The sequence below is a fragment of the Ferdinandcohnia sp. SAFN-114 genome (genome assembly GCF_059415045.1).
This window is the reverse complement of record NZ_JBPFDQ010000002.1, coordinates 46,119-67,754: the sequence shown is the minus strand read 5'-3', so window position 1 is coordinate 67,754 and position 21,636 is coordinate 46,119. Positions and strand designations below refer to the sequence as shown.

The window sequence follows — 21,636 nt, the reverse complement described above, 5'->3', positions numbered from 1 at the left end:
CTTTTTTAATTAACTGATTTTTTCAAACTTGCAAAATAGCCCCGACTAACCAGTGTCCGTTCAAAGCGATGCGCGAATAACCCTGCTACAATCGCGAGGACGATATCTTTTGGTAACGGGACAATCATCCACAACCATGCCATCGAATACGTAAATCCTTCTGGGGCCGCCGCCCATAATTGATAAGAAAAATACATCCAGTTCGTTCCGAAAAGATAATTAATGGACATCCCAATGAGGGAAGCAACAATATATGTATGAAGCGCCTTTTTCTTTTCGATCATGATTCCTGTTATATATGCCGTAAAAATAAATGAAACAATAAAACCAAAAGTCGGACTCAATAAATGAGTAAATCCTCCGCTAAACTTAGCAAATACAGGAACCCCTACTAAGCCTACAAATGCATACACACACATGCTGATCGCACCAAGACGACTACCTAAAATCGCCCCCGCCAAGATGGCGAAAAAGGTTTGCAACGTGATGGGCACACCGCCAACAACCATAAATGGCGCAATTGATGTAATATTGGCTCCGATTGCCATTAACGCTACAAACATCCCTACTAAACTAATATCAATCGTTGATAACTTCCTTTTCATTTCCTTAGCCTCCTCCTTTTATCTATATAATTAAAATAATGAGAAAACAGTTTATTTGTCAACCTTATTTTATTTTTAGTTAACAAATAAACAATAAAAATAGGAGTCTCTAAAGGCGAGACTCCTTAAAAATAGACTTGTTATGGCAAATAATTAGTAAACTCTAAACGTTGTAGAACCCGTACTGCTTGAATATCCACTCTTTGAAGCAGTTGCGTCAAGTCGATATGTTCCTGTTGCGGTTGAATAGCTCGTGCCGATCGACCAAGTTGCTACACCTGACGAATTAGTTGTTGCAGTTGATGTTACCGTTGTTCCATTTGGTCGTGTGATTTTAAAATTCACGGAGGCATTTGCAAGCGCAGCTCCATTTGAATCTTTTACTGTACTTGTGACATAGACGTTTTCTCCACGATAATAGTAGCTGTAGTTTGTGGATACAGTTGTAACTGTTTCAGTTGATGTTGGTGGTGGAGGTGTTGTTCCACCGCCTCCAGAAGCCGCTACAACTGCTGCATGGGCATCAACAATCCCATACCCGTATTGCGTGGAGCTACCAGCCTCTTGTGCTGTATCTCGAAGGATTTGTCTAGCTTGTGAGACTGAAATATTCGGATTGGCCGCTCTAATTAATCCCGCTACCCCTGCCACATGTGGAGTCGCCATTGATGTACCGGATAAGGATGTATAGCGACTATTTGGATAGGTGCTGTAAATATTCGAGCCTGGTGCCATAAGCTCTAAACCTGATCCATAGTTTGAAAAGCTTGAGCGTGTTCGGTTCGATGTTACCGACCCTACCGCAATTACACTACTATAAGCGGCTGGATACGAAATACTCGATGCCCCGTCATTACCAGAAGCTGCTACAACAATCGTTCCTTGTGAGGTTGCAGTTTGCACCGCCTCATCCATACTTTGATTATAGCCTCCCCCACCAAGAGACATATTGATGACATCTGCATCAATATTCGCCGCATATAAAATACCCTGTGTAATTCCATATAAGGAACCTGACCCATCATCACCTAATACCTTCACTGGGATAAGACTTGCATTTTGCATGACACCCGATACTGATCCATAGCTTGCAATCGTTCCAGCAACGTGAGTTCCATGGCCTTGAACATCCATCGTTGTTCCGCCGACGAAGGTTCTTCCTAAGCTCGTGTTCACAAAATTGGCTAGACTAGGATGGTTATGGTCGATTCCAGTATCCAACACGGCAATTTTTACAGCACTTGAACCATTCGTAACTGTCCATGCTTGCGGAGCCTTAATCATGTCGTAATGCCATTTTTGATTTTGATGAACAGCTTGAATTGTTGCTGTTCCTTCAATGGCCATCATCTTATAGTTTTCGGAAATATATCTAACTTTGAAACCAAGATCCATTAACTCTTTACGCAATTCTTGTATTGCCATATTACTAGATTTGAACTGGTCCGGAGAGTATTTGACTAAGTAGACTAAGCCCATTTTCTCGACTACTTTTTTGTTAAAATTTTTATTTAGGAGTGGTTTGACTGAAGTATCTTCTACATGGAGAGTGTCTATGATTGAGAATCCTTTTGCTTTCAACGCATCATCCTGGCCTGTCAGACTATCTGCGCTCTGGATAGTGAAATCCGAATTGCCCTTTTGTTTCGGTTCCACTGAAACGATTAGTTCGCCTTCAACAAAGTCTTGGTTCCCTTTCCCCGCATTGTCAGGCTGTTCGGCAAAAGTTACACCTGCAAACATCGTTAAAACGAGTAAAAGCACAATCGCAAAACTGACTAATTTCTTCATTTACATACCTCCGTTTTTAGTTTTGAAAAACAACTCGTATGATATAAGTCAGTGGCACACTCCCTTCTATGTATCGTGTATATACAGAAAAAAAGTAAAAAAAGTCGACTAAGTTGATGACTTTTTCACTTTTGACTGTCAAGATTATGTATTTTGTGAAATCGGTTGATGAGGAATTGTTGAGAAGATGTAAAATGCGTTTGACGTTTGTAAAAATTGAAATGTCCTCTGCCTCCATTACACTACAATTTTCCAGTTGTGACCGTCAATATCTTTTGTAATATTCGGTTATTTACTACCACAAAATATTTTTCACACCCAAAATGTACAAGCCAAAATATCTAATTTAACTAGTATTATAGTCTTTCACATAGATTCACCGCTTTGGTGCAGTAATATGGAACCACGGAACCACGGGGACGGTTCTCATGGTTCTCAACTTTTCAGGACCACAGGAACCGTCCCTGTGGTCCACCCGCCGCTTTGGTGCGGTAATAGAAAAGAATCAGGCACCTCCCGTAGGAAGCACCTGATTCTTTTAATAACCAGAATCCTCTGATGTTAAGTTATCTAGCATTGTGTAATCGTATTGCTGTAGTGGCTTTTCTGCCGGCCCTTCTAAAACTTCACCCGTATAGGAGAAACGTGATCCATGACATGGGCAATCCCAGGATTTTTCACTATTATTCCAATGACATTCACAGCCAACATGGGTACAAGTTGTATCAACAATGTATAGTTTCCCACTTTCGTCTTTGTAAGCCCCTTTTCGCTGCCCATCTATGGAGATTACGGCACCTTCCCCATTCTGAATGTCATCCACATTTTTTTGAGGAATTTCCATTTTTCCTTGTACTAAATGCTTCACCACTTTCGCATTGTTCACAAAGAAATTTTTCAGAGAAGGATGTGCATAGAATCGAGCTGGTGAATACAAATCGCGATATGGATTATTTCGTTTCAAAATAATATCTCTAAATAGTAAGGCAGCCACGGTACTGTTTGTCATGCCCCACTTACGGAAACCAGTTGCGACTAGAATGTTTGGTTCACTGGTTGTTAACTCCCCGATATATGGAATTTTGTCCAGTGTCTCAAGATCTTGTGCTGACCAGTGGTATTTAATATCCTCTAATTCAAAAACCTGTTCACTAAAAATACGTAAGGAATTGTAATCTTCCTTTGTGTCCGTTCTTTCACCCGTTTGATGGCTTCCGCCTCCAAGAACAATGTACTCTTCTCCATTCGTTGAAACAGATCGAATCGAACGGGTTGGCTTATCAACACTTAAATACATGCCACCCGGGTAACTCTCCTGCGCTTTAACGGCAACAGCGTATGAACGCGATGCTTTCATTCTTGCTGAATAAAGCCCCGTTCCTTCGTAAAATGGGAAATGAGAACACGCAAGGACAAAACCACCGGATACTCGTTTATTATTGCGAGTAAGTACGGTAGTTTTTTCCCCCGTTTCAACATTGACCGCAACCGTATGTTCAAAAATGAGTCCACCTTTTTCTTTAATGATTTTGACAAGATGAGCTAAATATTTGACTGGATGGAATTGTGCCTGATTTTTCATCACAATTGCGTTTTTTATCTCAATGTCAAAAGGAATACTGTCTACGAGACCACCATCAATTCCAATTTTTTCATAGGCTTGGGCTTCGTTCTCAATCTTTTGTGCATACTCATCCGTTGTGGAGTAAAGGTATGCATCCTGTTCTTTAAAATCGCATTCAATTTGGTGCTCTTCTACTGTTTTTTTGACAAAATTTAATGCATCCGTGTTTGCTTCATAATATAGCCTCGCTGTGGTTTTTCCGAAATTTGTAATGATTTCATCATAGATGAGATCATGCTGTGCTGTAACTTTTGCAGTCGTGTGTCCGGAAGTACCATTTAGTAGATGATCCGCCTCTAATAAGGCGACTTTCAATCCCTCGTTAACTAAGACATACGCGGAGGTTATACCTGCAATCCCCCCACCTACAATCACAACATCTACGTCAAGATTTTCCTCGAGTGGAGGAAAATCCGGAATGTCAACATCGACTCTCCATAAAGGCTCGGGTGCTTCGGGAAGCTTTTTCTCATTTGCCACAATAAACCCTCATTTCCTAAATAAGTAAGTTTGGGTTTAGGTTTTCCAGTATTTTAGGTATCATGCATGGGGTGGATGAAATTACGGGGGTTTTAACAAAATTGGTATAGTGCTGAAATTGCTTAGTTGCTAATAAAGGGGATTTGTGATTTTTTCTGCGAGGTTTTCCTCTTCATACTGTTTATGAAAGGGATTCGTCGATTACTTCCGCGGAGTTTTCCTCTTCATTCCGCTTATGAACGGGATTCGCTGATCTTTACCGAAGGGTTTTCCTCTTTATATAAAAAAATCACCCGCCCACAGGACAGGTGAATTAACTTAAGAAGTAACTTCCTTATTTTTCACAACGCGTGATGTTAAAATTGGAATCACAACGATAACCCCAATCATCACAACAAGCGCAACAATCGAATACAGGACAGGGAATCCAAACAGATTGATTGTGTTAAAATCATCAAAAAATGGCTCAACATTCATGTAATATATAAACGAAAATTGGAAGATATCCTCTACCCAATTAGGAAGTTGAAGTGTTTCTACCAAAAAGTATGGTATCGCAAAGATAGCACCATTTATGATAAGTGAAACCAAAGCATTTTTACATACAGACGAGATAAGCACAATCATAATGGCAAAACTACACGCACCGAACAAATGGAACCCTAATTGCAGTAAATGGTACTCTAACATTGTAAAACTATATGGCGAAAAATAGTATTTAAATGTATATTGGATGGACGTTTCCCAGCCACTATTCCCATATTGAATAAGGTTCCACGCAATATTAAAAATCTCCCACCCTACTACAACAATAGCGGTATAAATTAAGGCAGCTCCAATTTTGGCACCTAGCAATGATCCTCTACCCTTTTTTGAGCTAAGAATATAGTTGTCCACCCCCGTGCTATATTCCTGGGTGTACATACTAGAAAGCCCCACCAAAAGCATTGCCCCGGTGATGAATACCGAAAAAACACTTGCAAAATCAATGATTTCTGCAGGACCTTTGCTATAGGCGAAATAAGAGGTATCGATCTCTTTTAGCATGGCTGTTTGAAGCTCGGTATTATATTTATTTTCCCCTGCTAGCTCTTTGATTTTTTCCTGAGCATTCAATTCCACCTGATGGCCATACGCGAGATTTTCGTAAACTCCCATCAGGGTCCATTCATCTTCAGATAACCACTGATCGGTTTCCATCATTTCGTCTTGCTTTTTCATTAACTCTTCATTGCCCTTTGCAGCAACTTCAAGTTTTTCCTCAGTAACTTTCCCTTCCCAATCCTTATAAATTGCTCTTTCTTGATCAGCACTAGGATAATAGGTGAATCCCGTCGAAAAAACAATCAACAAAAGAAACGTAACATAGACCATTCTTTGCTTAAAAATTTTATATAACTCAAATTTAAATAGCTCCATTTATGCGACCTCCTCATCGAAATAGTAGAGATATAGATCCTCTAGATTTGGATGTTCATTTACAGCATTTAGATGAGGTTTAACATCACTTAAAATCCGTAACTTGAATTTATCCCCAACACGAGCAATGTTGCCAACCTTATATATAGATTGAAACTTTGTAGTTTCAGATTCAGTATCAACTGTGACAGACCAAACCTTTTCTTCGATTCCTTTTAATAACGATTGAGGTGTCTGCTTTTGAATCAGTTTTCCTGACTTTAAAATCAAAACTTCCTTCGCAATGAATTCGATATCTGACACAATATGTGTGGATACCAATACAATACGGTTTGTTGAGATTTTTGATATCAAATTTCGGAACCGGATTCTCTCTTTTGGATCAAGTCCTGCCGTTGGTTCGTCTACGATCAGAATTTTCGGGTCATTTAACAGAGCTTGCGCAATTCCGACACGTCGCTTCATTCCGCCTGAAAACTTCCCTACCTTTTTCTTGGCGTGCTCAGTTAATCCTACCAATTCCAATGTTTCCATGACCTTTGCTTTTGCGTCTTCCTTTGACAGACCTTTTAACGTTGCAATATAAAGCAAAAACTTTTCAGCTGTAAAATTTTTGTAAAGACCCACATGCTGAGGCAAATATCCGATGACATCTCGATATCGATAATCCAAAACCGAAATATCTTGACCGTCTAGCAATACTCTTCCGGAGCTCGGCTTCATAACACTAGCAAGAATGCGCATCAATGTCGTCTTTCCTGACCCGTTCGCCCCTAAAATCCCGTACACCCCTGTTGTAAATTCTAAATGTAAAGAGTCCAGAGCCTTTTTATCATCAAAGACTTTTGAAACATTTTCAACGGTTAAATTCATATGAAATTCCCCTTTTGTAAATTCTACTCATTTTAATCAAGATAAATATCGTTGCAGCAACAGTTACAAAAATATATACAACAGCTGAAACCGTTTCGATTCTTTCCATCACATCTTGTTGTACAAGAAAAAGAGCAACAACTGTCCAAACAACTAGTCCACCAGTTAGCGTGTATGATCCACGAAATTTTGAAGCTACCACTAACATGATCGCTGTAACGATCGTAAATGGTGTCGCCCAATAAAGAATTAATTTTCCAATCATCACCTCAGGTTGAAGGACTGCAAAACTAATCGTCAAAAGGATATTCAGGGTAATATTGAAGGCTCCTACAACAACCATTCTCGATAAAATAATTTCTTGTAGGCTAAATTTAAATGACATCTCTAGTTCAGCCATCTCGGTATTTCCACTCTTAAATATTTCAATCATCCCGATGAATGTTGGGAGTGGAGCCACATACAGCATAATGAGATATGGATCTACCTCGTAAAATAGAGTTGAAGTTACTCCGATTAGTAAAAATAATAGATTTAACCCCCAAAACAATGGTGAAAAATAAAAGACTTCCCTTGTAGAATACTTCATTACGGTTGACACACTGGCAACAAGTGTATCCCATTTATTTTCTATTTTAGGAACGTGAGGACGGAGCTCATCAACTGTCATCATAATTTCAGATTCACTTGGAAATTCGACATCAAACTCGTCAAGGGACATTTCCAATTCCTGTTCCAATTCTAAAATCTCATCATCGATCTCAAATTTAATGGTTTGTCTGTCGTTTTTGATCATTTCCCTCACCTCTCTCTAATGATGTTGCAAGTTTCCCAAGGCCTTGCTTCAATCTTGATTTAACGGTCGACACATTCGCTTTCGTGATGTCGGCAATCTCCTTAATTTTCATGTCATGATAGTATTTCAGAATCACGGCTTCTTTTTGAATATCTGGTAAGCGATTAATCGCTGCCTTTACCTGCTCCCGCGATTCCTTTCGTTCAAATATGTAGGGAACATCACTGTTTGTACTTTTAATTGAATCTTGAAGCTCTGTTATTTTAGTGGTTTGTTTATAATCAGCACTCTTCCAATAATCACGGCAATGATTGACGGCAATTGTATAGAGCCAGCTTTTAAAACTACCTTTATTTGAATAAGACTTAATCCGCTGCATCATTTTTATGAAAATTTCCTGTGTTAAATCGTACGCCATTTCCTTGTTTCCCACTTTTCGATAGACAAAAGCGTATATCGATTTATAATACTTCCTTGTCAAAACCTCCATCGCCGCTTGACTACCTTGCAGGATTTCTTCAATTAGTTCTTGATCCTCAGGCATTTTTATCACCTCAATTATCTAAGACGAAAAGATTTGAAAAAAGATTTATTCCATCTAAAAAAAGTTTCTGCTATGATTATCTATTTAGAATGAGAAGGCTGCAACGGGAAATTGTAATGACGTAAAAAAGCACCTATCTCCAAAATGGATAGATGCTGATATTAATTTTAAATCTACATAAAATAATCCAATACAAAATACAAAATCAAACAAAGGATAGATCCTGTTAAAAATGGACTAATTCGAAGTCGGACTTTTTCATGCTTTTCTCTGTAACTACCGAGAAATGTATTAAAAACGGCCATCTCTGAGTTTTTTGTAAAGATATCGCCTGAGGAGCCCATTAAGATTGCGACTATTATAAAAAAACAAGAGCCAATAAACAAGGTAGTTAACGTATTTGCATCTAAATAGAGGGAAACTCCATAAAGAATTGCTACCTCTACGGCAGTAACAAGGAGCGCAAATGTGATGTATCGTACCATTGTTCATCCCTCCTTCCTCAAACTGCTGATACCGTTTATTACGAATGAGCGTGAGAAAAGTTTCGGAATACTTAGTATATACTATTCCGCTTTTTCATCATTTAGTCCGGACAAACCTAGGCTTGGACTTTTCCAAATAATAGATTATTTAAATTGTAAGCGGTTTTAGTTGGTAAGTAAAAAATACATGTTATAATGGGGTGGATGACAGTTGCAAACTAGTAGGAAAGAGAATTAAATACTACTAGAATGTATATGTAAAAGGGAGAGGACATCATGAGCCAAGTTCGAATAGAAAAGGATTTTCTTGGAGAAAAAGAGGTTCCATTTGATGCCTATTATGGCGTCCAAACGATACGTGCAGTTGAAAATTTTCCGATAACTGGTTACCGTATCCATGAAGAATTAATTATCGGATTAGCTATGGTTAAGAAAGCAGCAGCCTTAGCAAATATGGATGTGAAGCATCTATATGAAGGTATTGGTAAACCAATTGTACAAGCTGCAGATGAAATTATTAACGGAAAAATGCATGATCAATTTATTGTAGACCCTATCCAAGGTGGAGCAGGTACGTCTATTAATATGAATGCTAACGAAGTCATTGCTAATCGTGCATTAGAGATCCTTGGACATGAAAAAGGAAAATATAATGAAGTTAGTCCTAACAGCCATGTGAATATGTCTCAATCTACAAATGATGCATTTCCAACGGCACTTCATATTGCCACACTTAACTTAATTGAAAAATTACTAAGCACAATGGAATATATGAAAGGCGTTTTCCAACAAAAAGCGCAAGAATTTGACCATATCATTAAAATGGGAAGAACTCATCTTCAGGATGCAGTGCCGATTCGACTTGGACAAGAGTTCGCTGCATATGCCCGTGTTTTAGAACGTGATATAAAGCGTATTCAACAATCCCGTCAGCATTTGTATGAAGTCAATATGGGAGCTACAGCTGTAGGAACTGGGCTAAATGCTGAACCACGATATATCGAAAATGTTGTCAAATATCTAGCAGAAATTAGTGGACTGCCTTTAGTAGGTGCTGAACATCTAGTCGATGCTACCCAAAATATCGATGCATACGCAGAAGTATCAGCTGCGTTAAAAATAAATATGATGAGTATGTCAAAGATCGCAAATGATTTACGTTTAATGGCCTCAGGACCACGTGCAGGTCTCGGCGAAATCAGCTTACCAGCAAGACAACCAGGTTCATCCATTATGCCAGGTAAGGTAAACCCAGTTATGCCTGAAATGATTAATCAAGTAGCCTTCCAAGTGCTAGGAAATGATCATACAATCTCGTTAGCAACTGAAGCTGGCCAACTAGAATTGAATGTAATGGAACCAGTTTTAGCATTTAATTTATTGCAATCACTTAGCATTATGAATAACGCATTCAGAGCATTTACTGATTATTGTCTATCAGGAATCAAAGCAAATGAAGAGCGTTTAAAGGATTATGTTGAAAGAAGTGTCGGACTCATTACTGCCGTTAATCCACATATCGGATATGAAGTCGCCTCTCGAATTGCAAGGGAAGCTATTATAAACGGTAAACAAGTTCGTGAACTATGTTTACAATATGATGTATTAACTGAAGAAGAATTGGATTTAATCTTAAATCCATATGAAATGACAGAACCAGGGATTTCAGGTTCTTCATTGTTGCAACGAGCATAAACAAAGAGGACTGGTGACAGTCCTCTTTTTCATTTTAAATCGCCTTTACCATTCCACCGTCAACCAAGTATGCTTGTCCGGTCATATAGGAATTAGCATCCGATACTAAAAACGTAACGATATTAGCAAATTCTTCAGGTGCACCATAACGTTTTAACGGAATGGTTTCTTTGTACATTTGTTCAATTTCTTCAATCGGCTTTCCTAGTTTTTCGGCATTGATTTGATCCAAGTGTGCAACGCGGTCTGTTGCAATACGTCCGGGTGCGACCGTATTGATGAGAATATTATAAGGCGCTAATTCGTCAGCTAATGTTTTTGATAAACCAACAATGCCTAGCCGAAAAGTATTGGAAAGAATAAGACCAGGAATAGGCACTTTGATAGATGAAGATGCAATATTGATGATTTTTCCACCGTTTTCTTTCAAATACGGTAGAGCGCCACGGATCATTCGAACATAACTTAATAGATTTAATTCAAATGCCCCCTGCCATGCTTCATCATCTAACTGGTCAAATGTTCCTGCTGGAGGACCTCCCGCATTGTTTACAAGAATATCGATTGTGCCAAACGTTTCTATTGTATGTTTCATCAGAGCCTCAATTTCTTCTTTGTTGGTAATATCCGTTTGAAGAAAAGAGACTTTTCCCATATTTAATGCTGAAAGTTCCTCTTGAACTGCTTTTAATCTTTCCTCACTGCGACTTGCAAGCATCACATTGGCGCCTTCTTTTACGAGCTGGGTTGCGATTGCTTTTCCGAGCCCTTGGCTAGATGCGGCAACGATGGCGGTTTTCCCGCTTAAATGTAAATCCATATGTCATTCACTCCTTAAATTTGAGTTTACTCTTCCATTTTAGCCCATTTTCATAATTTTGTGTTGAGCTTAGAATGTTGAATTTTTCCCAAACTTTATTGAATTGAGTCCAACCACTCAATATTTGTTCCCTAACTCAAATTAATTGTGCACTAACCCTTAAAAGGTCAGCTCAGACAAAAAAGAGCTGACCCTTCTATTCTATTTCGAGACTGACATCTCAACCTGCTTATCAATCTTAGGTTTCCGTTCGAAAATACCAGTTCCTAGTAACACTCCACACACAATTAAAAAGAAGCCAACTAACTGAATGAATTTAAATGATTCATTTAAAAATAACACCGATCCAATCAGAGAAAAGAATGGTGCAAGATTTAAGAATATAGCCGTTTCACCTGGTCCAATTTTGGAAATGGCAAAATTATAACATAGGTTTCCGATACCCGTTGAGATAATTGCAGATGCAGCAAAAACTACCCACACATAAGCAGGTACAGCTCCAGTTGCAGCAATAGACTGCCCCTCCAATGCGAAGCTTACTATCAATAAAAATCCTGCCCCCATTAATAAAGCGTAACACGTAATGGTTTTTGCATTTAATGTGTAAGAAGCTTTTCGAATAAAAATAAAACTTACCGCTTGCGCAATGACTGATAAAAACACGTACAAATCCCCGAGTGCAAGCTTTGTAAATGACCCTCCACCAAGGATTAAGATAAAGTAAATACCCATTATTCCTAAAAAGACACCGCTGATTTTTAAAAATGTCATGTTCGCTTTTAGAAAAAGCACCGCCAAAATATTTGTAACAAGCGGAATTAAGGCTAGAATGGATGCACCATTTGTGGCACTCGTGCCCGTCAAGCCGACAGAAAGTAATGCTTGGTGGCCAAGAATTCCAGTCAAAGCACTAAGTGAAACATACCCAAACTCGTGGAGACTCATTTTTTGGAGATCTTTTTTCACATATAGAAAGACAAAAATTACAAGGCCCGCTGCCAAGATTCGTAGACCGGTAATGGATACTGGCGGAAAATTTTCAACCAATATTTTAATCGCTACAATATTAAGCCCCCACGCAACCATAACAAATAACAGAATGCCGTATAAATAAAGTTTTCGCACATTCACCAATCCATTCTGATGTGATCCATCTTTTCACTAATGCACTCTATTATACTCCATATCTGTTAAAAATTGGCTAGAAAAATAAAAGTCCGGCAGATAACACAAATCGTGCCTTCTACCGGACAAGTCCTTTTTTCAAAAGGTTCATTTCAATTGTAAAGCCCCTTAATGCGGAGTCTGATGATAAATCATAAGCAAAGGCATGGATTAAATTACGCAGCATTACAGACGTAATGATTTGTATCGAATGAAACAATTCCTCATCATTCTCTACATTCAATTTACTTATATTAATTCGAGAACTTAGCTCTTTAAAGTTTTCGTTCATTTCAACATCACCTGTAATTCTGTCAAACGTACGTTCAATTTTATGGGTCATGTTGAGCAAGGCATTTTTTAAAAATGTTAGTCCCTCATCTTCTTGCAAAAACAGTTCGAAGAAGTCAACCATCGTTTGAAACAAATCACCATCATGCTTTTCTAACATTGAAAGAAATGCAACCTTCTTTTCCTTAGCATATTCACTTAATATAAAGAAATAAACATCTTCTTTATCCTCAAAATATTGATAAAAACTACCGCGTGGAATTCCAGCTGATTTTATAATATTGGAAATCGAAGCGTCAAATAATGGAACGCTTGAAAATTCCTTTTTTGCCGCTTCAATCAGAGTTTGTTTCTTATCATCAGGTAAATTAAAAAAAGTAATCTTCGGCATTTTCACCTCTCCCTATTTGTCGAAGGATAAAAAGTCATAAGGAAGAAGGATTTTATCATCCAAAGTATAAAGCTCTTCCATTTTCGTTGATTCCTTTAGTTTGTTCATTTCTCCTTGAAGTTTTTCCATCTTTTTATCTAATTGTGCTGCTGTTACAGCCGCTTCTTTTAATTCATCCTTCATATGCTGAGGGATTTCTTTATTGTATTTATAATAAATTTTGTGTTCTAAGCTTGCCCAGAAATCCATGGCAATTGTTCGAATTTGAATTTCAACAAAAATATGTTCTTCACGATCGGACATAAAAATTGGAATTTGCACAATTAAATGTAGACTTTGATATCCGTTTGGTTTTGGATTTTTAATGTAATCTTTACACTCAATTAAGGTAATATCCTTTTGCTTTTGCAGCATTTCACTGATTTTATAAATATCGGAAATATAAGCGCATGTAATTCGAATCCCCGCAATGTCACGAATATTTTCTGTGATGGACTCAAAACTATAGTCATATCCTTTGCGTTGGATTTTGTTCAGTATACTCTCTGGTGATTTCAATCGAGATGATACATGCTCAATTGGGTTGTAATCATGTATATATTTAAACTCCTGCTTTAAAATATTTATTTTGGTCATCATTTCTTCAAGCGCAAACTTGTATGACATCATAAATCGTATCAGTTCTACCTTCATATCTTTAAACTGATTCATTCTAATTCCTATAGACATAATTCGTCTCCTTTTAGTGTGAAGCTATTGGTCTTTTACAAATTGAAGCCTTGACACCTAACGATTGCAGTTTTTTCGCAAGCTTTCGTAGTTTCATTTGGTTCAGTTCATTTTTAGGTTCTGTCTTTATCATGACATCTTGTCACCTCACAATTTACATTTTAGATGACACCATGTCACAAGTCAATTAATTATGACACATTGTCACACTATGTTCACATACAGAGAAAAGCCTTTCTCCAAGTAAGAGAAAGGCATAATTGTTATAAAGCAGTACTTGTTTTTTCCACTACGGGCTTTGGTTCATTCAATTCCGGATGAGCTTTTCTTACAACACTTGGTCTTGCTAGAACTAACACGACCCCAATTAAGATAACCGCCGAAGTGATGAGAATATATTGGCCAGGCAATACATCGTATAGATATCCAAATATAATCATTCCAAGTGGCATTAAAGCTACTGCCATTGATTCTAAAATCGAGAACACGCGTCCCTTATAATCATCATCAATCATTTTTTGCATCATAACTTGAAGCGGTGTATTGACAACGATAATCATCAAACCATTTATAAACATTGCAACAAAATAATACGCAAACACTGACCAATACGATAATGAAATCATTAATGGAACAGCCATCGCTCCCATAATGACCCCTAACCCAATGATTCCACGTTTTGAAACAAGGAAGGGATATTTCACTTCTTTTCGAATCGAGAAGTAAATCGAGAATAACAGCATTCCAATGGCAAAGGCTCCTTGCGTGAAACCGAAATGTTCTGAAGCCAACTTTAATTTTTCAATTAATATAAATGAGTAACCGACCTCAAAAGCTCCAAAAAGGAAGTTGATGACTAATGCCATCCAGATCATCGTCATCAGGACCTGTTTTGTTTTTAAATAGGAAATACCTGCTTTAATACTTTCCCACATTGTTTCCTTCTGTTCTGTTTCATCTTTCTCTTTGCGATTTGAGAACAGATTGAAGTTCATGGTAGATTCAAGTAATACAGCAATGACAGAAGCCACAATGTACATTCCTAAAAATAATTCCATTGATACTGTACCATATAACAGTCCACCTACTGCTGGGCTACCAATGGCCGCAAAAGAAATTGAAATTTGGTTAAGTGACATTGCTCTTTGAATACGTTCTTCATCCACCAAACCGGAAATCGATGAAGTGAAGGTTACGCCAGTAAATGAAGTTGCGATTGATAATATTACCGTTGTTGTATAAATTGCAATTAAAGATAAACCATAGGTCAAACTAACAACGAGTAACCCTACAATCGCTAGTGTTGCAACAAGCTGTGAGATAATGACGATTTTTTTTCGAGAATATTTGTCTGCTGCATAACCTGCTAGCGGTGCTACAAGTGCCCTCGGTAAAAGATTACATATTAGATTTGTCGCAAAGCTTGTTGCTGATCCTGTAAGTTGAAGTATATAAAAGCTGATTGCAAATGCGTATACTTGTGCGCCGAATGAGGAAATGATTTTACTTATTGTGAATGTAAACAAATGATAAGATGCCCTTTTAAGCTTTTGTTGTTCAGTCATGCTAATTCCTCCAGTTTTGGAAAAGTTTAATTTAATTAAACAAATCTTATCATCATATTACTTTCTTTTCAACAAAAAGTTTAATATAATTAAACAAAATAATAAAAATAGGGAGAGTGCCTATTTCTTATGCTAGGTGAACGCATACGTAAATTACGTAAACAAAAGAAATTAACATTAGAAGAACTTGCAGGTACAAAACTGACAAAAGGCATGCTCAGCCTAATTGAAAATAATAAAGCAAATCCATCTATGGAGAGCTTAACCTATATTGCAGAGAGGCTTGAAATAGATTTGTCACAGCTTTTAAATGAAGTGAATTTTGAGGAATTAAGGGAAGTATTGGATGAGGCTGAAAAAATATTTTCACGCAACTCAGATGATTACCCCGAAAAATATAAAAATCTGTTCACTCTCATTGACCCGGTTGTTCCCCAATTAAACCAAGGCTATGTAGCTGCAAGATTGTTGGAGCTATATGGGTACAGTTTATACTGGGAAAAGCAAGGTGACTGGAAACAGTCTCTTGAACAAGCAGCCGTCCTGTACGATCAAATGAATGTAACAACGAAACGGGTAGGCATAGCCTCATTTCGTTGCCTTGCCGATTTTATCGAACATAACTATGAGCAATCATTGGAAACAATCTTACATGAACGAAAAGAAATTGAAAAAAAGCACGTCTATATTGACCCCATTTCAAGATTGGACCTAGATTATAATGAGGCCGTTATGTATTTTGCTGTTGGGGATATTAACGCGGCAAAACAAGTCATGGATGAAGCCATTTCATTCTCTCAAAAAAACAAAACGTTTTATCGAATTGATGATTTATACAGGTTGGCAGCAGCCTATTCGATGATGGAAGAAGAATGGGAGCAATATGAATATTACCTGAAGAAGTTGAATCAATATGCGATGTTTTCAGACGATACAATGTCTCAAGTTACATCAAAACTCTTTCTCATTGAGTCCCTCAATGGCTATAAACATGATTACGCGGAAGCTCTTTCAATGGTCGATCAGCTTTTAAACGATCCAGAATTAAAACATCATCAATTAATTGAATGGTTTCATCTTGAGAAGGGAAAAGCATTACATGGATTAAAACGCTACGAAGAAGCCATTAACTATTTCGAAAAGGTAGTCATTCCTGACTATCATCACCACCCTTTTGACTTATCACAATTTTATCTAAAAGAAACATATATGGCGCAATGTCTAGTTGAACTTGGAAAAATAGAGGAGGCTTTAGGAGCTGCGAAAAAAGCAGTTGATTTATTTGATCACCTCCCTGATTCTCCTTTTAAAGAATTAAGCTTGGAGACTTATCAAAAAATTCTTGAACTGAAATCTGTTAAATGGGGAAAATCGTGATTAATGCCCATAACCATTTTGAGTAATATTAAAAAATGTCACCAAAGCAATAAATAAAGTTGTAACAGGAAATAAAAAGTACTTTTATTTGAATCTCAATATTTGATATCATACTTAAAGAAAAAGTATTAATGAAGGTGAAGAAATTGGATTATCAAATTTTACTTTATTACAAATACATCGAAATTGATGACCCGCAGGCTTTTCGAGACCAACATTTTGAATTCTGTGCTTCCATTGGTTTGAAAGGCCGAATTCTTGTTGCAACAGAGGGGATCAATGGTACTGTGTCAGGTACGGTGGAGCAGACGGAAAAATATATGGAGTTTATGCGAAGCGATGCCCGTTTTTCGGATATGGTTTTCAAAATTGAGAAAAGTGAAGGACATGCTTTTAAAAAGCTTAAAATTAAGGTGAAACCAGAGATTGTTAATTTAAGTCTGGATAAAGACTTAAATCCAAATGAAATTACGGGTAAACATCTTTCACCAAAGGAATTCCTTGAAACGTTACAACAAGACGATGTCATCGTTCTTGATGCTCGAAATACCTATGAGTACGATCTTGGTCATTTTCGAGGGGCCATTCGACCTGATATCGAAACTTTCCGAGAACTGCCAAAATGGGTTGAAGAGAACTTAAGCGAGCATAAGGATAAAAAAATACTAACCTATTGTACCGGAGGAATCCGTTGCGAAAAATTCTCTGGATTCCTTGTAAATGAAGGCTTCAAGGATGTTTCTCAGCTTGAAGGTGGCATCATTACGTACGGATATGATCCAGAGGTAAAAGGTGCACTTTGGGACGGAAAATGCTATGTATTTGATGAACGCATTTCTGTACCAGTAAACAGAACTGGTGAAGAAACAGTGGTTGGAAAATGTCATCACTGCGGGAAACCAGAAGAACGGTATGTAAAATGCGGAAATCCGGATTGCAACAAGCATCTCCTATTATGTGAGGACTGTGAACATGAACACTACAGATCTTGTAGCCAGGAATGTAAAGACCACCCTCATAATCGCTATGTGAAGGAACATCAATTGGTGTAAATTATAAAGACACTTATTTAATTACACTTCAACTAGCATAATACGTAGCAATAAAAAGAGACTAGGGTTTAAACTTTCCTAGTCTCTTTGCTAATATTAGATCTTCTTATGTTTTTTTCGTACATTGAATCAAACGTACTTTATTAGGAATTACTTTGAATTTGACATATTTCAAAGCGCTTTATAATACCTTTTAATATCGTAAAATTCAAATGTAGAGAGGGAGTGGATATTATGGCAATTAGACCCCCGCTGTTACAAAGAGGAGATACAATTGGATTAGTTACACTTGGCAGCCCTCTTGATGCAAATATTATTAATGCCGGAGTACAATTCTTGAGAGATATCGGTTTTAATATCGTCTTTGGTAATCATGTATACTCATTTAATGGTATCGTTGCGGCGCCAGCCCAACAAAGAGCAGATGATTTAATGCATATGTTCAGAGATCCGAATATCAAAATGATCCTTGCCACCCGTGGAGGGACTGGAGTTCAGACCATTCTTCCTTATCTGAACTTTGATGTCATAAGACAGAATCCTAAAATTATATCTGGATATAGTGACATGACAGTATTATTAAATAGTTTATATCAGTTTAGTGATTTAATTACGTTCCATAGTTTAATGCTTATTGAATTTAGACCAGAAACCCCTGTTTATAACTTCAATCAATTTTTTGAAGCAACATCAACGTTGAATTCCCCCAGGCTCATCCAAAACCCACCAAACATAGCCATAAGGAGTTTAGTACCAGGAAATGTTACAGGTCCAATTGTTGGTGGAAATATGACTTCGTTAGTAAATGCACTCGGAACACCATATGAGATTAATACAAAGGGAAAAATACTTTTTTTAGAAGAAACCCACGCTCCATCTACCATGATTTTTAGGTATTTAACTCAATTATCAATGTCAGGTAAATTTCAAGATTGTCTTGGCATAATTATAGGGGAATGTACGAATTGCCTTGTATCCTATGGGACAACATTCGAAGATCTAATTCATGATTTATTGGTCCCCCTAGGAAAACCACTGTTAATCAACCTTACTACCGGTCACGGCTATTATAAAGCTGCTATTCCAATAGGAGCTAATGTGAATCTAAATTCAACAGCCAAAACATTAACTGTGCTTAACCCAACGGTTTCTTAGTGATGCTTCTGAGCAGTTTTTTATTTTGCAATTTTTTCAATTTCCTCCGAAGTATAAACCACTTTACCTTGTTCTTTTTCCTGAGCCACATTGTACATCGCTTTTGCTACTGTTTTTCCTTCGATTGCTCTATATTTTTGTAAGGGGCCAGTAAATATAAACTTTAGGCATTTAAACAAGACAGCAGCTATTTCTTCTCCAAGACGAAATTCGCCTCTGTTTCCAAGAAGAAGTGAAGGACGAAAGATGGAATGTTGTTCGAAGTTAAGTTGACGAACCTTTTCTTCAAGCTCTCCCTTCATTCTTGGATAAAATAGCTTAGACTTACGGTCTGCGTTCATTGAACTTACCACTAAATAATGTCTAGCACCTGCCTCTTGTGCAATCCTCCCAATCTCAACTGGATAATCTACATCTATTTTGTACATGGCTTCTTGTGTCTTTGCCTTTTTGATAGTAGTGCCTAAACATACAAACACATCATTCACAGTGAAGTATTGTTTAAATTCATTAAGGCGTTCGAAATCGACTATTACTTCTTTTAATTTTGGATGATTCATCTTAAGTGGATTTCGAACTAGAGCATACACCTCTTTATATTCAGAGGACTCTAATAATATATGTAATAATTCATTCCCAATTAAACCTGTAGCCCCAGCAATAAGTGCCGTCTTTTCTTCCACTTTGCCAACGTCCTTTCATTTAAAGAAAATGCTAATTTTTCTTCATAAGTATACCCCTATTATTTCTAACCAAATGCACTCAGTATTCGTATGTAAAATCTGTTGCAGTACTTTATTACGAAAAAAGGGAGTTTCATAGAGAAAATAATAGAAGAATTAGGTAATAAGCACCACTTTTCGTTCTTATCTTATTTCCTTTTCCAAAATTTTCACTAATTTTAGACAAAAGTTGCTTCATCTGTATTATAATAGAAATAAAATTATTATCTAACTATTTACTATATTAAAATTCTTATCATAATCCGTCGAAGGTGAATTCATGGAAATTACTAAACACATTCTTTTTAACCTATCATTATTAATTATTCTTTCATTTATAGGCTTAATATGGTTCGAACGAAAACGAAATCTTACCTTATCAAAATGGGAAGCGTACATTGGGTTAGTTGTGCTTATTTTGGCTTGCTTTATCGTTTCATATCAACCTACCCCTAATCAATTTTTTGACCTTCGTCTTATACCTATATTAATAGGTGGTCTTTATCTTGGAATTGGTCCTATCCTATGTCTAACTGTCATTATTATTAGAGGGTTATATGGTATAAATTTTGGTTTTTACGCTACCTTTTTCCTTTATCTTCCATTAGCTGTGTCTTTATGGAAGCTGTACCCTTGGTTTTGGAAACAGAGTTCCAATAAGCGTGTATGCATTTCTGTACTTGTAACCTTTATTTTATCAGTCTTTACAGCAGTTGCACTTTTAATTTCGAAACCACCAATCAATGTTTACGATGCTTGGTTTGCTTATTTAGTCATTCCACCTATTGGTTTAGGAATCTTGTCTTACCTAACCGAATTTGTTCGCAATAATATTCAATTGCGACAAACTATTGTAAAATCTGAAAAGCTCCATGCAGTCGAACAAATGGGAGCGGCGATTTCTCATGAAATTCGAAATCCTTTAACTGCAGCAATGGGATTTGTTCAATTGCTGATGTCTAATACTCTACCAAGACATAAGCAAAAAGAGTACTTGATGATAATTAAAGAAGAGTTGGCTTCTGCTGAACATGTTATTCAAGAATATCTAACTTTTTCCAAACCAGCATTAGATACGGTCGAAACCCTTCAAATCAAACGCGAATTGCAACAAGTGATATCTATTTTAAAGCCTACTGCAAACCAGCATTCGGTAGAAGTCATTACGAATTTTTCTTTGATAGGCGCGATGGAAGGTGACCGGCAAAAGTTTCATCAATGCTTTATCAACGTCATGAAAAATGCGATAGAGGCAATGCCTGGTGGAGGAAGATTATATGTTGAAACTAGTTATGACCGATACACTGTAAGCATTATAATCCGCGACACTGGTATGGGTATGACAAAAGAACAAATTGAGAGACTAGGTGAACCTTATTACTCTACTAAAGGACCAAAAGGAACAGGTCTTGGAATGATGGTCGTTTATAGTATTGTGAAAGCAATGAAAGGTACGATCAAAGTATCAAGTTCTGTTGGCGAAGGAACTGAATTCACATTTCAATTTCCATCTGTCCTTTCCACAAACGAACCCCACGCCTGAGAACGTGGGGGTGCTTTATGCGTATTCTAAAAAAGCCTTTCCTCTCCTTTTAGTTCGAATATCCCTTTTAATAGCCTCGTAAACTTCATTTTTCGTTCCTTTTATTTCCTGTTTTTCTTCGGTAAGTAGACAATACAAAAGTTTTAAATCTAATGCAGTTGCCTCCTTCATTACCTTAGTTTTTGCGGTAGCATCAATATAGGTAATGATTTGTTCGACGGTATTCAGCTTCGTAAAATGTAGTTTCGTTCCTACCAACCCACTATATTTTTCTTCAAATAAAGAATCGACAATATCAGAAAAAGATGGTTTAGTTGTCTTGTTGGACTTTTTTTCTATATTCGCCTTGCCCGTTTTTTCCTCAACCGAGATATCTCCGTAACCATGAAAAAGCTCAATTATTTTCTCAACTTCTTTGATTTCCTTTTTTGGTATTTGCAATGTTTCATAGATCGTTTTTAATTTTTCCAAATGATCTGCTACCCTTTGATAGGTTATTGTACTCATCTAATTCT

The 21,636-nt window shown here is 37.1% G+C and carries 20 protein-coding genes; 5 read left to right on the top strand and 15 right to left on the bottom strand.

All coding sequences use genetic code 11. The features are described from left to right. Positions 1-5: 5 nt before the first annotated feature. The 8 genes from ACR65M_RS01070 to ACR65M_RS01035 form a co-directional block, all read right to left on the bottom strand. Positions 6-605, bottom strand: coding sequence for a biotin transporter BioY (locus ACR65M_RS01070; RefSeq protein ID WP_440272315.1), 600 nt, complete (start codon positions 603-605; stop codon positions 6-8). A gap of 153 nt (positions 606-758) precedes the next feature. Further along, positions 759-2,396 carry a S8 family peptidase gene (locus tag ACR65M_RS01065; RefSeq protein ID WP_440272314.1) on the bottom strand — a complete coding sequence of 546 codons (1,638 nt, stop codon included), beginning with the start codon at positions 2,394-2,396 and terminating at the stop codon, positions 759-761. 538 nt (positions 2,397-2,934) lie between these two features. Next, entirely contained in the window at positions 2,935-4,500 is a 1,566-nt protein-coding gene (locus ACR65M_RS01060; RefSeq protein WP_440272313.1) for an FAD-dependent oxidoreductase, read from the bottom strand. A gap of 318 nt (positions 4,501-4,818) precedes the next feature. Then, positions 4,819-5,919 (bottom strand): hypothetical protein, encoded by a 1,101-nt coding sequence (locus tag ACR65M_RS01055; protein WP_440272312.1) that lies wholly within the window; start codon positions 5,917-5,919, stop codon positions 4,819-4,821. Beyond that, on the bottom strand, positions 5,920-6,792 hold the full coding sequence (locus ACR65M_RS01050) for an ABC transporter ATP-binding protein (protein ID WP_341332154.1): 873 nt from the start codon (positions 6,790-6,792) through the stop codon (positions 5,920-5,922). Then, positions 6,776-7,588 carry a hypothetical protein gene (locus tag ACR65M_RS01045; RefSeq protein ID WP_440272311.1) on the bottom strand — a complete coding sequence of 271 codons (813 nt, stop codon included), beginning with the start codon at positions 7,586-7,588 and terminating at the stop codon, positions 6,776-6,778. Before ACR65M_RS01045 ends, ACR65M_RS01050 begins: the two co-directional genes overlap by 17 nt. Beyond that, on the bottom strand, positions 7,560-8,132 hold the full coding sequence (locus ACR65M_RS01040; protein WP_341332156.1) for an RNA polymerase sigma factor: 573 nt from the start codon (positions 8,130-8,132) through the stop codon (positions 7,560-7,562). Before ACR65M_RS01040 ends, ACR65M_RS01045 begins: the two co-directional genes overlap by 29 nt. Positions 8,133-8,305: 173 nt before the next feature. After that, positions 8,306-8,617, bottom strand: a complete 312-nt coding sequence (locus tag ACR65M_RS01035; RefSeq protein WP_341332157.1) for a hypothetical protein — start codon at positions 8,615-8,617, stop codon at positions 8,306-8,308. Positions 8,618-8,893: 276 nt separating this feature from the next. Here ACR65M_RS01035 and aspA point away from each other — a divergent pair, with 276 nt between their 5' ends. Continuing rightward, positions 8,894-10,312, top strand: coding sequence for an aspartate ammonia-lyase (gene aspA / locus ACR65M_RS01030; protein ID WP_341332158.1), 1,419 nt, complete (start codon positions 8,894-8,896; stop codon positions 10,310-10,312). A gap of 34 nt (positions 10,313-10,346) precedes the next feature. Here the strand turns inward: aspA and ACR65M_RS01025 are convergent, their stop codons facing one another. From ACR65M_RS01025 to ACR65M_RS01005, 5 genes are all read right to left on the bottom strand, one after another. After that, positions 10,347-11,132 (bottom strand): SDR family oxidoreductase, encoded by a 786-nt coding sequence (locus ACR65M_RS01025; RefSeq protein WP_341332159.1) that lies wholly within the window; start codon positions 11,130-11,132, stop codon positions 10,347-10,349. A 201-nt stretch (positions 11,133-11,333) separates the two neighbouring features. Continuing rightward, the gene (locus ACR65M_RS01020) at positions 11,334-12,257 is read right to left on the bottom strand and encodes a DMT family transporter (protein ID WP_341332160.1); all 924 of its coding nucleotides are present in this window, start codon (positions 12,255-12,257) and stop codon (positions 11,334-11,336) included. A gap of 118 nt (positions 12,258-12,375) precedes the next feature. Next, the gene (locus ACR65M_RS01015) at positions 12,376-12,978 is read right to left on the bottom strand and encodes a TetR/AcrR family transcriptional regulator (RefSeq protein ID WP_341332161.1); all 603 of its coding nucleotides are present in this window, start codon (positions 12,976-12,978) and stop codon (positions 12,376-12,378) included. 12 nt (positions 12,979-12,990) lie between these two features. Continuing rightward, complete coding sequence (locus ACR65M_RS01010; RefSeq protein ID WP_121445192.1) at positions 12,991-13,707, bottom strand: RelA/SpoT-related domain-containing protein; 717 nt, start codon at positions 13,705-13,707, stop codon at positions 12,991-12,993. A 263-nt stretch (positions 13,708-13,970) separates the two neighbouring features. After that, the gene (locus tag ACR65M_RS01005) at positions 13,971-15,272 is read right to left on the bottom strand and encodes an MFS transporter (RefSeq protein ID WP_341332162.1); all 1,302 of its coding nucleotides are present in this window, start codon (positions 15,270-15,272) and stop codon (positions 13,971-13,973) included. A gap of 129 nt (positions 15,273-15,401) precedes the next feature. On the opposite strand from ACR65M_RS01005, the gene ACR65M_RS01000 reads away from it, so the two are divergent. The 3 genes from ACR65M_RS01000 to ACR65M_RS00990 all read left to right on the top strand — a co-directional run bounded on the left by ACR65M_RS01000 (position 15,402) and on the right by ACR65M_RS00990 (position 18,856). Next, on the top strand, positions 15,402-16,649 hold the full coding sequence (locus ACR65M_RS01000; RefSeq protein WP_341332163.1) for a helix-turn-helix domain-containing protein: 1,248 nt from the start codon (positions 15,402-15,404) through the stop codon (positions 16,647-16,649). Positions 16,650-16,780: 131 nt separating this feature from the next. Beyond that, a complete protein-coding gene (trhO, locus tag ACR65M_RS00995; protein ID WP_440272310.1) occupies positions 16,781-17,701 on the top strand; it encodes an oxygen-dependent tRNA uridine(34) hydroxylase TrhO in 921 nt (306 codons plus the stop codon). Positions 17,702-17,935: 234 nt separating this feature from the next. Further along, on the top strand, positions 17,936-18,856 hold the full coding sequence (locus tag ACR65M_RS00990) for a S66 peptidase family protein (RefSeq protein WP_341332164.1): 921 nt from the start codon (positions 17,936-17,938) through the stop codon (positions 18,854-18,856). Between the two features lie 20 nt (positions 18,857-18,876). On the opposite strand, the gene ACR65M_RS00985 is transcribed toward ACR65M_RS00990, so the two are convergent. Further along, positions 18,877-19,539: an oxidoreductase gene (locus ACR65M_RS00985; RefSeq protein ID WP_341332165.1), complete on the bottom strand. Its 663-nt coding sequence runs from the start codon at positions 19,537-19,539 to the stop codon at positions 18,877-18,879. A 319-nt stretch (positions 19,540-19,858) separates the two neighbouring features. Here ACR65M_RS00985 and ACR65M_RS00980 point away from each other — a divergent pair, with 319 nt between their 5' ends. Next, positions 19,859-21,121, top strand: coding sequence for an ATP-binding protein (locus tag ACR65M_RS00980; RefSeq protein ID WP_341332166.1), 1,263 nt, complete (start codon positions 19,859-19,861; stop codon positions 21,119-21,121). 15 nt (positions 21,122-21,136) lie between these two features. On the opposite strand, the gene ACR65M_RS00975 is transcribed toward ACR65M_RS00980, so the two are convergent. Next, on the bottom strand, positions 21,137-21,628 hold the full coding sequence (locus ACR65M_RS00975; protein ID WP_341332167.1) for a hypothetical protein: 492 nt from the start codon (positions 21,626-21,628) through the stop codon (positions 21,137-21,139). Positions 21,629-21,636 lie beyond the last annotated feature (8 nt).